Raw genomic sequence first — 13,343 nt, forward strand, 5'->3', positions numbered from 1 at the left:
TGACCGACTTTATATTATGCGAGACGGTATAAAAATCAACCGCCCATCGCCTTTGCGCCGGCGCGGTCGATCAACCGCCAAGGAGGCTAACCATGGATCTCTATTTCTCGCCGCTCGCCTGCTCGCTGGCGACCCGGATCGCGCTGTATGAAGCCGGCGTTGAGGCCAACTATTTCGAGGTCGATCCCAAGACCAAGGTGGTGCAGAAGGACGGCTCGGATTTTCGCGCTGTCAACCCGCTCGGGCTGGTGCCGACGCTGCGCACCGACGACGGGACGGTGCTGACCGAGAACGCGGCGATCCTGCAATATGTCGCCGACCGCTTTCCAAATGCCGGCATCTCGGCCGTATCGGGCGAGGAGCGCAGCCGCCTGCATCAATGGCTCTGCTTCATCGGCACCGAACTGCACAAGGCGCTGTTCGTGCCGCTGCTCGACAAGACGGCGCCGCAGGACGCGAAGACCTATGCGCTAAACAAGAACCTGTCGCGGCTCGACTATCTCGAGAACTACCTGAAGGGCCGCGAATTCCTGCTCGATCACTTCAGCGTGGCCGATGCCTATCTCATCACCATTATCAACTGGACGATGGCAACGCCGCCGATCGAGTTGGCGAAATGGCCGAACGTGAAGGCCTATTACGAGCGGCTGCGCGCCCGCCCCAGCATCGCGAAGGCGGCCGCCGAGGAGTTCGAATTGTACAAGGCCGAACTCGCGCGGCATAAGGCGGCGGCGTAACGAAGACTCGTGTCCCGGACGCGGTGCAGCACCCCCTGGGTGATGCACCGCAGAGCCCGGACCTATTTCGTCGCAAGCAGGTGAGGTGGACCCCGGCATAGCAGCGCACCGCTGCGCGCTGCGCAGCATCCGGGGAACGCAACAGCAGCCGTAAGCCCTATGGCGCCAGCAGCCTCTTCGCCAGCTCCGTCAACGCCCGGCGAAATACCCCGCTGTCATTGCGCGCCCGCGCCAGCACCAGCGCGCCCTGGATGGTGAGTAACGCATCTTCCGCGCGGCGCTGCGCCTGGCTTCTGTTCAATCCGGATCGCCGCAAAAGCTGGGCCAGCGCGACCTGCCAGCGCGCAAAATAATCATCTACGCTTGCAGCGAACGTGTCGCGCGCCGCCCCGAGCGCCACCATGCCGACCAGGCAGACGCGATCGCCCGAACGAAAATACTGGTCGACGCCCGCGATCATCGCAGCGATCGCACGCGCGGGATCATCGGCATCGCGCAACGGCGCATAGATGTTGAGTTCGAACCAGGCGTCGATGTCGGCCAGCACCTCCGTGGCCATCTGCTCCTTGCCACCGGGAAACAGATGATACAGGCTGCCCTTGCCGAGCCCGGTGGCCTCCGTGATCAGCGACAGCGACGCGCCTTCATAGCCATGCGCGCGAAACACCTCGCCGAGCGCCCGCAACACTTCCCTGCGTTCGACGCCCTTCTTCAACATCGCGTCACAGCGGGTTCTCGCTGAGCCCCGCAACATCGGCCGGACGCGGCCCCGGCGCCGGCCAGTGGAAACGGCGCTCGCTCTCCTTGATGGCGATATCGTTGATGCTGGCCTCGCGCCGCCGCATCAGGCCATGTTCGTCGAACTCCCACTGCTCGTTGCCGTAGGAGCGGTGCCACTGCCCGGAATCATCGTGCCATTCATACTGGAAGCGCACGGCGATGCGGTTCTGATCGAACGCCCAGAGATCCTTGATCAGGCGATAGTCGTGCTCCTTCGCCCATTTGCGGGTGAGGAATTCGACGATCGCCTCGCGGCCCTCAAGGAATTCGGAGCGGTTACGCCAGCGACTATCCTCGGTATAGGCGAGCGACACCCGCACTGGATCGCGCGAATTCCAGGCGTCTTCCGCCATGCGCGCCTTCTGGGCGGCGGTTTCGCGGGTGAAGGGCGGCAGCGGCGGACGCGACATGAGATTTCTCCGGGTTGACGACCCGGCGAGATTGTACCGATCGGTACAGATAGTCAATCCGCAAAATTAGTCCGGGGCCAGATCGGCCTTCATCAACTGCCGCAGCGATTTCGGGATCGGTTTCGCCCGCCCCTCGCTGATGAAGGCGACGCGTACCGCCGCCTTGACCAGCACCTCGTCCCCTCGCCGCACCTCCTGCGCCAGCGTAATCGAGGCGCCCTTCACCGCGACCGGCCACGTCACGACGTCAAGCACGTCGTCCATCCGCGCCGGCCGCAGAAAATCGAGCTCCATCGAGCGCACCACGAAGGCAAAGCCCGGCGTCTCCTCTTGCGCCTGCTCGAATAGCGCATGCTGCGAGGCGCCCATCAGCCGCAGATGATTGGTGCGCCCGCGCTCCATGAAGCGGAGATAGTTGGCGTGATAGACGATGCCGGAAAAATCGGTGTCTTCGTAGTAGACACGGACCTGCATGTGATGGCGGCCGTCGCGGATCTCGCCGTCGAGGGAGAAGGTCATTTTGACTCAACATTTGCGCGTGCGCGCGCCTGGTAGAGGAACTCCTCCAAATCCCATGGGACGACACGACCTGCTTCCACGTCAGCCATCCCTTCGTCGATAGCTGCCTTGAGCTCGCAGAATCTCTCAGTGTTTTCGACGGCTGAATCCATCCGGAAATATTAACATCTCTGACAGTGAGATGCACAAGCCACGTGCGATCATGTTGACAAATGTCCGGCTAAGCCACCGCCGGCCGCGCCGCCCCCAGCGTCACCAGCACGATTTCGGGCGGCACCCCGAGACGGAACGGCATGATGCTGCAGCCGAGGCCGCCGGAGACGACGACGTCGCAGTTCATGCGGATGTGGCCGTAGGCGAGCTGCTGCCCGGACGGCGAAATCGGCGACCAGCCCAGCATCCGCACCTGGCCGCCATGGGTATGGCCGGAGAGCTGCAACGCGACGCGCGAGGGCACGCGTTTGGCAACGTCGGGCTCATGCGCCATCAAAACCACCGGCGCGTCGTCGGTGATTTTCGCCAGCGTCGCGCCGAGATCGTCGACGCCGATCCGCTTGAGCGGCCTGAAGCGGCGCGCCGGTATGTAGGCGAGCTGGTCGCCGAGGCCGGCCAGCCAGAACGAATGGCCGTTCTTGCTGAGTTTCCTGGCGTCGTTTTCGTAAACCGGAATGCCGACATTCTCCAGCGCGCGGCCGGCGGACGGCAATCCCTGCCCTTCCCGCTGCACAGTCTTGTCTTCCCACCAGTCGTGATTGCCGAGCACCGCATGCACGCCGAGCGGCGCCTTCAATCCGGCCAGCGCTCCCGCCCATTCGGCATCGGGAATGAAGCGCGTCACCTTGCGATGTCCGGCCACGTAGTCGCCGAGCATGACGACGATGTCAGGCTTCAGCGCATTGGTGCGGTCGACGATCTCACCGATATGATCGAGCGACATCCAGGGATCGCAGGCGTGGAGGTCGGCGATGGCGGCGATCCTGAGCTTGAGACCTGCCGGCCATTGCGGCGGCGAGATATTGTACCGCACGACGCGAAGCCGGACGACCGGCGCGCTGAAACCGTAAGCGGTGGTCGAGGCGCCCAGCGCGCCCAATCCACCCATGGACTTCAAGAAATGACGACGTGTTAACATGTGATCCAATCGTGATGCAGCGCCAACATGGTGGCGGATTGGGCCCGAATTGGGGTACGTTTGTGCAGAACGTTAGCAGACCTCCAGCAGCTTCTCACCAGCGATTCTGCCGTACCAGCGCGTCCAGGCGCGTCTTCAGCTCATCCGGCGCGCCGGCTATCTTGCCCTTAGTGCACCGCTGGAAGGATCGGGTTCGAACGCTCAGTCGTCGCTATCGCCATTGCCGAACAGACCGAACTGGGCGGGATCGCGCGCGGGTTCGGCGAGGCCGAGATGGCGGAAGGCGTGCGAGGTCAGCAACCGGCCGCGCGGGGTACGCTGGAGGTAGCCGCACTGGATCAGGAACGGCTCGATGATGTCCTCGATGGCATCGCGCGGTTCCGACAGCGCCGCCGCCATGGTCTCGACGCCGACCGGCCCGCCGCCGTAGTTCAGCGCAATCGTCGTGAGATAGCGCCGGTCCATGGCATCGAGGCCGGCGGCATCGACTTCCAGAGCGCTCAGCGCGTGGTCGGCGATGGCGCGGTCGACGGAACTGGCGTCGGCTGCGGATGCGAAGTCGCGCACGCGCCGCAGCAATCGTCCGGCGATACGCGGCGTGCCGCGGGCGCGGCGCGCGATCTCGTTGGCGCCATCCGGCGTCATGCCGATGTTGAGCACGCGAGCGCCGCGGCTGACGATCTTCTCCAGCTCTTCCTCGGTGTAGAAGTTCAGCCGGATCGGAATGCCAAAGCGGTCACGCAGCGGATTGGTCAACAACCCTGCGCGCGTCGTGGCACCGACGAGGGTGAATTTCGCTAGATCGATCTTCACCGAACGCGCCGCCGGCCCCTCGCCGATGATGAGGTCGAGCTGAAAGTCCTCCATCGCGGGATACAGCACTTCCTCGACCGCAGGGCTGAGCCGATGGATTTCGTCGATGAACAGCACGTCGCGCTCTTCGAGATTGGTCAGAAGTGCGGCGAGATCGCCGGCCTTGGCGATGACGGGACCGGACGTGGCGCGAAAGCCGACGCCGAGCTCGCGCGCCACGATCTGCGCCAGCGTGGTCTTGCCGAGGCCGGGAGGCCCGACGAACAGCACGTGATCCAGCGCCTCGCCCCGCTTGCGCGCCGCCTCGATGAAGATCGACAGATTTTTTCTTGCCTGCGCCTGGCCGACGAACTCGGACAGCAGTTGCGGGCGCAGCGCGGTGTCGCCGACATCGTCGGAACGGCGCTCGGGGGTGACGATGCGGGAGGGCGGATTCACCCGTTGCCCCTCCGGTACTTGTTGGGCAAGAGTTCGCCTATGGTGACGACCTTCGGCTCGCGGCCATTGTCGGGAACGATGACCCGCGCCTTTGCATCGTAATCGTGGATCAGCTCGCGACAGATGCCGCAGGGCGAGACCACCGCGATCTTGCCAGGCTCATCGGGCTTGGGGTGACGCACGGCGACGATGGTTTCGATGCCGTGGTCGCCGCTTTCGGTGATGGCGCGGCCGATGGCGATCGCTTCGGCGCAGACCGCGATCCGGCCGATATAGGCGTCGATATTCACGCCAGTGACGATACGGCCATCGCGGGTCCGCATGGCGGCACCGACCTCCTGCCACTTGTTGCGATAGCGCTGGCTGATGGCTTCGGTCGCGACGGCGATCAGCTCCTCGTCCTTGTTGCTCAGCATGATGGAGAATGCGTTCCTTCGTCAGTCAGTGGCCAGCCGATGGCAGTCTATTTCGACAATTCCTTCAAGCCCAGCCGAATGAGCTGTGCGGTCTCCGCCTTTTCGCCCGCACTGCGGGAGGCGGCAGCAATCGCGGCGGCGGCCTGCGGCTGGCCGTAGCCGAGATTGACCAGCGCGGAGATCGCGTCCGTAACCGGTCGCGGCGCGCGGTGATCGTCGACCGCGCCGGCAAGGTGCACCACGGACGGATCGACATTGGCGAAGGCAGGCGCCTTGTCCTTCAATTCGCTGACGATGCGCTCGGCGACCTTGGGCCCGACACCCGGCGTGCGCGACACCGCGGCCTTGTCGCGCAGTGCGATGGCGTTCGCAAGTTCGGCCGGTGGCAGCGTCGAGAGCACGGCGAGCGCGACCTTGGCGCCGACACCCTGCACGGTCTGCAGCAGGCGGAACCATTCGCGCTCGGTATCGGTGCGGAAGCCAAACAGCTTGATCTGGTCCTCACGTACATATGTCTCGATCGACAGCACCGCGGCCTCGCCAGGTGACGGCAGCGCCTGCAGCGTACGCGAGGAGCAGTGCACCTGATAGCCGACACCGCCGACGTCGAGGATCACGTAGTCCTCGCCGTAGGAATCGATCAGGCCTTTGAGCTTGCCGATCATAGGCTCGCCACTTTCAACCGCAGCGCGGCGCCCTGGCGGTGATGGGCGTGGGTAATCGCGATCGCCAGCGCGTCGGCGGCGTCGGGGGATTTGGGCTCGGCTTTCGGCAGCAATATTTTCAGCATGACTGCGATCTGGTTCTTGTCGGCGTGACCGGCGCCGACCACGGTCTTCTTGACCTGGTTGGGCGCGTATTCCGCAACGGCGATGCCGAACATCGCGGGCGCGAGCATGGCGACGCCGCGGGCCTGGCCGAGCTTCAGCGTCGCGACGCCGTCCTTGTTGACAAAAGTCTGTTCGACCGCGGCCTCCGCCGGCCTGAAATCGCCGAGGACTGTGGCAAGCCCTTCGTGGATTGCCAGCAGGCGGCTGGCCAGCGGCAGACCGTCCGGCGGCTCCACCGAGCCGCAGCCGATGAAGACGAGCCGGTTGCCCTCGGTCTCGATCACGCCCCAGCCGGTGCGGCGCAGGCCAGGGTCGATGCCGATGATCCGGACGGGGTGGCGAATCGGTGGGGATGTCATGGCGTAGTGATAACGCCAGAGCCGAATGAACGAAACATAAAGAGAACGGAAATCCCCCGGGGATGCGCGCCCCGGACGCAGCGCGGCACGAAGTGACGCGCTGCAGAGCCGGGGCCCATCTATAGGCTCGGTGTTTAGTGGCATGGGTCCCGGCTCTGCGGAGCAGCGTTACACGCTGCACCGCGTCCGGGACACGAAGTCGCCCCTACCCGCCCATCTTGGCGACCAGCGCGTCGGAAATCTCGAAATTGGCGTAGACGTTCTGGACGTCGTCGTGCTCGTTCAAGAGGTCCATCAGCTTCAACAGCTTCTCGCCGGTCTCGTCGTCGACCGCGACCGTGTTCTGCGGCTTCCAGGTCAGCGCCGCCTTGCGGGCTTCGCCGAACTTCGCTTCCAACGCCTTCGCGACCTCGCGAAAGGTCTCCTGCGAGGCGTAGATCTCGTGGCCGCTCTCGCTGGACACCACGTCGTCGGCGCCGGCTTCGATCGCGGCTTCCAGCATCGCGTCGTCGGAGGCTGTGCCGGCGTCGTACTCGATGATGCCGGTGCGGTCGAACATGAAGGCGACCGAACCGGTTTCGCCGAGATTGCCGCCTGATTTGGTGAAGTAGGAACGGATGTCGGAGGCGGCGCGGTTGCGGTTATCCGTCAGCGCCTCGACGATGATGGCGACGCCGCCGGGGCCGTAGCCCTCGTAGCGGATCTCGTCATAGCTCTCGCTCTCACCGCCGATCGCCTTCTTGATGGCGCGCTCGATATTGTCCTTCGGCATGTTTTCCTGGCGCGCCGCGATCACGGCCGCGCGCAGCCGGGGGTTCATCGCCGGGTCCGGCGTTCCAAGCTTGGCGGCGACCGTGATTTCGCGCGCCAGCTTGCTGAACAGCTTGGACTTCTGGGCATCCTGCCGGCCCTTGCGGTGCATGATGTTCTTGAATTGGGAATGGCCGGCCATGCGGGGTCTCTTGGATTCGTCCAGGGGATGTGGGTGAAGCGCGGCCTTATAGGCCGATAATCGGCCGAAATCAAAGATTTGCAGCCCCCTCGGGTATATCAGTACTGCCGCGCGCCGAAATATCAGGCAGTTGTTAACCACGACTTCACGCTCGGATGAGAGGATTTCGCACCGATCCTCAACTTTCAAGAGACGTCATGGCCTTCGGTTTGTTCAAAAAGCAGGTGCCGGAACCGGCCTTGCCTGCCGTCCAGCCCAAGGTTCAGACGGCCGTTCAGGCGGCCCCTGCCGCGGTGGAAACGGTCTCCGGCGACGGCGATTCGGCGAAGGCCATTCTCGAACTGCTGGAGCTCGAACTCGGCGCGATGATCCGCCAGCTCGAACGGGCGGCCAATTCGGTCGCCGGCGGCGCCGAGGCAACGGCCGCGACGCTTTCCACCATCCGCCAGCGCACCGACGCCCTGACGAGCCGCACCAGCGCCGCACAGGGCACCGCGACGACCTTCTCGCAGGCCGCCGACAAGTTCACCCAATCGGCGCAAGGGATCGGCTCCCAGGTGCGCGACGCCGGCAAGCTCGCCGACCAGGCCAGCGACGCCGCCCGCGAAGCCAGCGCCAATGTCGACCGCCTGCGGGAATCCTCAGCTGCGATCGGCAACGTCGTCAATCTGATCGCCCAGATCGCGCGGCAGACCACCCTACTGGCGCTCAATTCCACCATCGAGGCCGCGCGCGCCGGTGAAGCCGGGCGCGGCTTTGCCGTGGTCGCCACCGAGGTGAAGGCGCTCGCGGTGCAGACCCAGAACGCAACAGAGGAAATCACCAGGAAGATCGAGGCGCTGCAGCGTGACGCCGCGGGCTCGGTCGACGCCGTGCACCGCATCTCGCAGGCGATCGAGGCGATCCGGCCCGTGTTCGACAACGTCAACGGCGCGGTCGCCGAGCAGAACGCGACAACGGGCGAAATGGCCGACAATGCGGCTTCCGCTTCCAGCTTCATCGCATCGGTCGGCGACAGCGCTACCGAAATCGACAGCGCGACCAAGGAAGCCGAAGCCCATGGCGAAAGCGTCGCCAACGCCGGGCGGGCCGTCACCTCCTTTGCGCAGAAGCTCAAAGCCCGCTGCGCCGTGCTGCTGCGGCAGGGAGAAAAGGAAGGCGCACGCGAGGATCGCAGCAAACAGCAGAAGCTGCCCTGCAGCCTCAAGGTCGAAATCCAGACGCCGCGCGGCGTGATATCTGCACCGGTCTACGAAATTTCGATGGATAGCATCCTGGTCAGCGGGGCTGACGCTGAAAGACTGGCGCAGGGCCAGAGTTTTGATGCGACGCTGCAGGACGTCGGCGCATGCCGGATTCGTATCGGCGAGCGGTCAAAGGCCGGAACACAGGCGCGCTTCGAACGGCCCAGCACGGCGCTGACCGAGAAGATCGAAGACAAGATGTGGTCGATCCAGGACGACAACACCGAGGCAGTCACCCGCGCGATGGAAGCCGGCGCTGCGCTGAAGAAGATTTTCGAGAACGCCGTCGACAGCGGCGCCATCTCGATCGAGGATATGTTCGACACTAACTATGTCGAGATACCAGGCAGCAACCCGGTGCAGTACCGCACCAGGATCCTGGACTGGGCCGATCGCGCTTTGCCGCCGTTCCAGGAAGCGTTCCTGGCCAGGGACAAGCGAATGGCGTTCTGCGCCATGATCGACACCAACGGCTACCTGCCGGTGCACAACAAGATCTATTCGCACCCGCAGCGGCCGGGCGACGTCACCTGGAACACCGCCAACAGCCGCAACCGCCGCATCTTCAACGATCCGGCCGGGCTTGCCGCCGGGCGCAACCAGCGCGCCTACCTGATCCAGAGCTACGCCCGCGACATGGGCAACGGCAACACCGTGATGATGCGCGAGATCGACGTGCCGATCCGCGTCAAAGGCCGCCATTGGGGCGCCTTCCGCACGGCCTACAGGCTGTAGCCACACTCGCCTGACGGACACGTATCGGCGTTCAGTCGCGCGCGACGGCGCCGAAGGCTGCGCTGAAAGTGCGCCGTGAAGCGGATGCGCATATCGCGCCTTCGCTTTGAACCTTCCTTGTTCGAACTGGTTGATAGGCAGGCTTGGAACCGCGGCTGACGAGGCCCATCAGCGCCCTACGTCGGCAGGCTCGATCGTGTCCCGAGCACCAGCTCAGGCAGGCGGAGATCAACATGGCGCGATCTGGCACAGCAAAGCTGACAACGCGGACTGCCTCGGTGCCGGAGAAAATTCCGATCCGGCTAACCGTCAACGGCAGTCAGATGGAACTCAGGGTCGCGCCGTGGACGACGCTACTGGATGCGCTGCGCGACCATCTCGACCTGACCGGCACCAAGAAGGGCTGTGACCACGGGCAATGCGGCGCGTGCACCGTGCTCGTCGACGGCCGGCGGATCAACTCCTGCCTGACACTGGCCGTGATGAAGGAAGGCGCCGAAATAATCACGATCGAGGGCCTTGCGCGCAACGGTGAGCTGCATCCGCTGCAGCAGGCGTTCATCGATCAGGATGCGTTCCAGTGCGGCTACTGCACGTCGGGACAGATCTGCTCGGCCGCCGGGCTGCTCGCCGAGGGCAAGGCAAGAACGCCCAACGAGATCCGCGAACTGATGAGCGGCAACATCTGCCGCTGCGGCGCCTATCCGAACATCGTGGCGGCGATCCTGCAGGCGATGGAGCGATCATGACCCCATTTCAATACGCGCGCGCCAACGACGTCGCCGATGCCATCAAGCAGATCGCCACAGATCCTTCCGCGAAGTTCATTGCGGGCGGCACCAACCTGATCGACCTGATCAAATACGATGTCGAGGAGCCCACTCGGCTGATCGATATTTCGCACCTCCCGCTCAGGAGCATCGAGCAAACCTCAACCGGCGGCGTTCTGATCGGAGCAATGGTGCCGAATACCGACCTCGCCTACCATCCGATAATCGAACAACGCTATCCGCTGCTGGCACGCGCGATCATGTCCGGCGCGTCGCAGCAATTGCGCAACATGGCCTCGACCGGCGGCAACCTCCTGCAGCGGACGCGCTGCTTCTATTTCTACGACACGGCGACACCGTGCAACAAACGCGAGCCGGGCAGCGGCTGCTCGGCGATCGACGGTATCAACCGCATCAATGCGGTCCTCGGAACCAGCCAAGCCTGCATCGCCACGCATCCTTCCGACATGTGCGTCGCGCTCGCAGCGCTCGAAGCCACGGTGCATGTCGCAGGGCCCGCCGGGGCGCGCACCATCGCGTTTGCGGATTTCCATCGGCTGCCCGGCAACACGCCGCAGCGCGACACCAACCTCGAACCCGATGAGATCATCACGGCCATCGAGCTTCCGCCGAAGGGTTTTAGCGCGAACTATTCCTACCTGAAGATCCGCGATCGCCTGTCCTATGCGTTCGCACTGGTATCGGTGGCGGCGGCGCTTGAACTTGATGGCGACACGATCAAGGAAGCTCGCCTGGCGCTCGGCGGCGTTGCGCACAAACCATGGCGCAGTTCCGCGGCCGAAGCGGCCCTGCTCGGACAGCGCGCCGAGGCGACCGCATTTGCACGAGCCGCGGATTGGCTGCTGCACGGCGCCAAAGGCTACGGACACAACGACTTCAAGATCGGCCTGGCGCGGCGCGCCATCGTGCGGACGCTCGGTCAGGCTGCGCGGGGCACACCGCAGTCGTTGTCCGACAAGAAAATACGGTGAGCGCCATGGCATCCTATATCGGATCAGCGACATCCCGCGTCGACGGCAGGCCCAAGGTCACCGGCGAAGCCAGATATGCCGGCGAGTTCAACGTCCCCGGCCTGGTCCATGGCTATGTCATCGAGTCGACGATACCGAAGGGGCGGATCGTGCGCATCGACACCAGCGGGGCATTGGGCGTTGATGGCGTGATCGACGTGCTCACGCATCAGAGCCGGCCGCCAATGGCCGACAAGGATAACGCCTACAAGGACGAAGTCGCGCCGGAGGAGGGCTCGCCCTATCGCCCGCTCTACGACGACAGGATCCTTTTCACCGGACAGCCGGTCGCTCTGGTGCTGGCGGAAGATTGGGAAACCGCGCGCGTCGCCGCCTCAATGGTGAAAGTCGAGTACCAGAAGGAGCCGCACGTCACCGACTTGCACGCAGAGCGCAGCAGGGCGTTTGCCATCGACGCGCCGGAGAAGCCGCGCGGCGATGCCGCAAAAGCGTTTGCGTCCGCCGCTGTGCGCCACGCGGCCGAATATTTCATTCCGACCGAGCATCACAATCCGATGGAATTGTTTGCCTCGACCGCGATCTGGGAAGACGGCCGGCTCACGGTCTACGACAAGACGCAAGGCGTGCAGAACGTGCAAAAATATCTTTGCGGCGTGTTCAAGATGAAGCCGGACGAGGTGCGCGTGATGTCGCCCTATATGGGCGGCGGCTTCGGGGCCGGCCTGCGCCCGCAATACCAGGTCGTGCTGGCGGTGCTCGGAGCAAGCGCGCTGAAGCGCCCGGTGCGCGTCATGCTGACGAGAGCGCAGATGTATGCGCTCGGCTACCGGCCGGCGAGCATCGAACGGCTTGCGCTCGGCGCGAGCAGCGGCGGCACGCTCGAATCCGTGCAACATGAAGCCATCGCCGTGACTTCGCAGTTCGAGGAATTCGCGCGCAACGATACCGGATGGGGCAACCTGCTTTACAGAAGTCCCAACGCGAAATTCGAGCACAGGCTCGTGAAGCTCGACCTGCCGACATCCTGCGACATGCGGGCGCCGGGCGCTGCGACCGGTGTCTATGCGCTGGAATGTGCGATGGATGAACTCGCCATCGCGCTCAAGACCGATCCGGTGCAGCTACGGTTGCAGTGCTACTCCGAGCGCCACCAAGGGGAGGATGTACCCTATACCAGCAAGCAACTGCGCGAATGCTACCGACAGGGTGCGGCGGAGTTCGGTTGGGACCGGCGTAATGCCGAGCCCCGCTCGATGCGCGAGGGCAGCGAACTGGTCGGCTGGGGCATGGCGTCAGGCGTATGGGAAGCGCTGCAAATGCCGGCCACGGTCCGTATCGTGCTGACGGCAAACGGCCATGCGGAAGTGGCGACCGCGGCCTCCGATATCGGCACCGGAACATATACGATCATGGCGCAGGTTGCGGCCGACATGCTCGGCCTGCCCATCGACAGTATCAGCGTCAAGCTTGGCGATTCGACGTTGCCGCAATGTCCGCTGGAGGGTGGCTCGTGGATCGCGTCCTCGGTATGCAACGCCATCGCGAATACCGCCCGCGCGGTTCGCGGCGACTTGCTGGAGCTTGCCAAGGAAATGAAGGATTCGCCGCTGGCAGGCGTCGGCGTGGACGATGTCGCGCTGATCGACGGCAAGATCGCCAGCAAGCGGGATGCGACCCGCGCTGTGCCGATCGCGAGCGCCATGCAATCAGGCAATGCCGAGCGCATCACGCGCGAGGAAGCCAACAAGGTCGACGAAGACAAGTCTCACGCGCGCAATGTCCACTCAGCGATCTTCGCAGAGGTCAAGGTCGACGAAGAGCTGGGTGTGATCCGCGTGACCCGCGTGGTCAATGCCGTCGCGGCCGGCCGCATCCTCAATCCCAAGACCGCCCACAGCCAGGTCATGGGCGGCGTGGTCTGGGGCATCGGCATGGCGCTGCACGAGGAAACGCTGTTCGACCATCATTTCGGCCGCGTCATGAACGCCAACATTGCCGAATACCACGTGCCTGTTAATGCCGACATACACGACATCAAGGTCATCTTCGTCGAGGAGCCCGACGAGATCGTCAATCCGCTCGGCATCAAGGGCCTTGGCGAGATCGGCATTGTCGGCGTGGCCGCGGCGATCGCCAACGCGGTCTATCACGCCACGGGAAAGCGCGTGCGCGACCTGCCGATCACGCTGGACAAGGTCATTCAGTTTGAATGAGGG

14 protein-coding genes are annotated in these 13,343 nt (G+C 64.3%); 5 read left to right on the plus strand and 9 right to left on the minus strand.

Annotated elements, in window-relative coordinates:
- The first annotated feature begins 92 nt into the window (after positions 1-92).
- Positions 93-737, plus strand: coding sequence for a glutathione binding-like protein (locus tag GWE18_RS11370; protein WP_275185839.1), 645 nt, complete (start codon positions 93-95; stop codon positions 735-737).
- A gap of 157 nt (positions 738-894) precedes the next feature.
- Here GWE18_RS11370 and GWE18_RS11375 read toward each other — a convergent pair whose 3' ends face one another.
- From GWE18_RS11375 to GWE18_RS11415, 9 genes are all read right to left on the minus strand, one after another.
- Positions 895-1,455, minus strand: coding sequence for a TetR/AcrR family transcriptional regulator (locus tag GWE18_RS11375; RefSeq protein WP_275185840.1), 561 nt, complete (start codon positions 1,453-1,455; stop codon positions 895-897).
- Positions 1,456-1,459: 4 nt separating this feature from the next.
- A complete protein-coding gene (locus GWE18_RS11380) occupies positions 1,460-1,927 on the minus strand; it encodes a nuclear transport factor 2 family protein (RefSeq protein WP_275185841.1) in 468 nt (155 codons plus the stop codon).
- 66 nt (positions 1,928-1,993) lie between these two features.
- Positions 1,994-2,446: a tol-pal system-associated acyl-CoA thioesterase gene (ybgC, locus tag GWE18_RS11385; protein WP_275185842.1), complete on the minus strand. Its 453-nt coding sequence runs from the start codon at positions 2,444-2,446 to the stop codon at positions 1,994-1,996.
- Between the two features lie 220 nt (positions 2,447-2,666).
- Positions 2,667-3,578: a metallophosphoesterase gene (locus GWE18_RS11390; protein ID WP_275185843.1), complete on the minus strand. Its 912-nt coding sequence runs from the start codon at positions 3,576-3,578 to the stop codon at positions 2,667-2,669.
- Positions 3,579-3,779: 201 nt separating this feature from the next.
- A complete protein-coding gene (gene ruvB / locus GWE18_RS11395) occupies positions 3,780-4,829 on the minus strand; it encodes a Holliday junction branch migration DNA helicase RuvB (RefSeq protein WP_275185844.1) in 1,050 nt (349 codons plus the stop codon).
- Positions 4,826-5,245 (minus strand): cytidine deaminase, encoded by a 420-nt coding sequence (locus GWE18_RS11400; RefSeq protein WP_275185845.1) that lies wholly within the window; start codon positions 5,243-5,245, stop codon positions 4,826-4,828. The genes ruvB and GWE18_RS11400 overlap by 4 nt, the downstream gene beginning before the upstream one ends.
- A gap of 47 nt (positions 5,246-5,292) precedes the next feature.
- Complete coding sequence (gene ruvA / locus GWE18_RS11405) at positions 5,293-5,910, minus strand: Holliday junction branch migration protein RuvA (RefSeq protein ID WP_275185846.1); 618 nt, start codon at positions 5,908-5,910, stop codon at positions 5,293-5,295.
- Entirely contained in the window at positions 5,907-6,434 is a 528-nt protein-coding gene (gene ruvC / locus GWE18_RS11410) for a crossover junction endodeoxyribonuclease RuvC (RefSeq protein WP_275185847.1), read from the minus strand. The genes ruvA and ruvC overlap by 4 nt, the downstream gene beginning before the upstream one ends.
- Before the next feature lie 205 nt (positions 6,435-6,639).
- Positions 6,640-7,386 (minus strand): YebC/PmpR family DNA-binding transcriptional regulator, encoded by a 747-nt coding sequence (locus GWE18_RS11415; RefSeq protein WP_275185848.1) that lies wholly within the window; start codon positions 7,384-7,386, stop codon positions 6,640-6,642.
- A 197-nt stretch (positions 7,387-7,583) separates the two neighbouring features.
- Between GWE18_RS11415 and GWE18_RS11420 the strand changes: the two genes are divergently transcribed.
- From GWE18_RS11420 to GWE18_RS11435, 4 genes are all read left to right on the plus strand, one after another.
- Positions 7,584-9,365: a methyl-accepting chemotaxis protein gene (locus GWE18_RS11420; RefSeq protein WP_275185849.1), complete on the plus strand. Its 1,782-nt coding sequence runs from the start codon at positions 7,584-7,586 to the stop codon at positions 9,363-9,365.
- 233 nt (positions 9,366-9,598) lie between these two features.
- Entirely contained in the window at positions 9,599-10,114 is a 516-nt protein-coding gene (locus GWE18_RS11425; RefSeq protein WP_275185850.1) for a (2Fe-2S)-binding protein, read from the plus strand.
- Positions 10,111-11,127 (plus strand): xanthine dehydrogenase family protein subunit M, encoded by a 1,017-nt coding sequence (locus GWE18_RS11430; RefSeq protein WP_275185851.1) that lies wholly within the window; start codon positions 10,111-10,113, stop codon positions 11,125-11,127. Before GWE18_RS11425 ends, GWE18_RS11430 begins: the two co-directional genes overlap by 4 nt.
- Before the next feature lie 5 nt (positions 11,128-11,132).
- On the plus strand, positions 11,133-13,340 hold the full coding sequence (locus GWE18_RS11435; protein WP_275185852.1) for a xanthine dehydrogenase family protein molybdopterin-binding subunit: 2,208 nt from the start codon (positions 11,133-11,135) through the stop codon (positions 13,338-13,340).
- Positions 13,341-13,343 lie beyond the last annotated feature (3 nt).

The sequence above is a fragment of the Bradyrhizobium sp. CSA112 genome (assembly GCF_029051645.1).
Taxonomy (GTDB): Bacteria; Pseudomonadota; Alphaproteobacteria; order Rhizobiales; family Xanthobacteraceae; genus Bradyrhizobium.

Bases quoted from the DNA above. Each gene is read 5' to 3' on its own strand.
- GWE18_RS11370 (WP_275185839.1), top strand. From the start codon at position 93: ATGGATCTCTATTTCTCGCCGCTCGCCTGCTCGCTGGCGACCCGGATC.
- GWE18_RS11375 (WP_275185840.1), bottom strand. From the start codon at position 1,455: ATGTTGAAGAAGGGCGTCGAACGCAGGGAAGTGTTGCGGGCGCTCGGC.
- GWE18_RS11380 (WP_275185841.1), bottom strand. From the start codon at position 1,927: ATGTCGCGTCCGCCGCTGCCGCCCTTCACCCGCGAAACCGCCGCCCAG.
- ybgC (WP_275185842.1), bottom strand. From the start codon at position 2,446: ATGACCTTCTCCCTCGACGGCGAGATCCGCGACGGCCGCCATCACATG.
- GWE18_RS11390 (WP_275185843.1), bottom strand. From the start codon at position 3,578: ATGTTAACACGTCGTCATTTCTTGAAGTCCATGGGTGGATTGGGCGCG.
- GWE18_RS11400 (WP_275185845.1), bottom strand. From the start codon at position 5,245: ATGCTGAGCAACAAGGACGAGGAGCTGATCGCCGTCGCGACCGAAGCC.
- ruvA (WP_275185846.1), bottom strand. From the start codon at position 5,910: ATGATCGGCAAGCTCAAAGGCCTGATCGATTCCTACGGCGAGGACTAC.
- ruvC (WP_275185847.1), bottom strand. From the start codon at position 6,434: ATGACATCCCCACCGATTCGCCACCCCGTCCGGATCATCGGCATCGAC.
- GWE18_RS11415 (WP_275185848.1), bottom strand. From the start codon at position 7,386: ATGGCCGGCCATTCCCAATTCAAGAACATCATGCACCGCAAGGGCCGG.
- GWE18_RS11420 (WP_275185849.1), top strand. From the start codon at position 7,584: ATGGCCTTCGGTTTGTTCAAAAAGCAGGTGCCGGAACCGGCCTTGCCT.
- GWE18_RS11425 (WP_275185850.1), top strand. From the start codon at position 9,599: ATGGCGCGATCTGGCACAGCAAAGCTGACAACGCGGACTGCCTCGGTG.
- GWE18_RS11430 (WP_275185851.1), top strand. From the start codon at position 10,111: ATGACCCCATTTCAATACGCGCGCGCCAACGACGTCGCCGATGCCATC.
- GWE18_RS11435 (WP_275185852.1), top strand. From the start codon at position 11,133: ATGGCATCCTATATCGGATCAGCGACATCCCGCGTCGACGGCAGGCCC.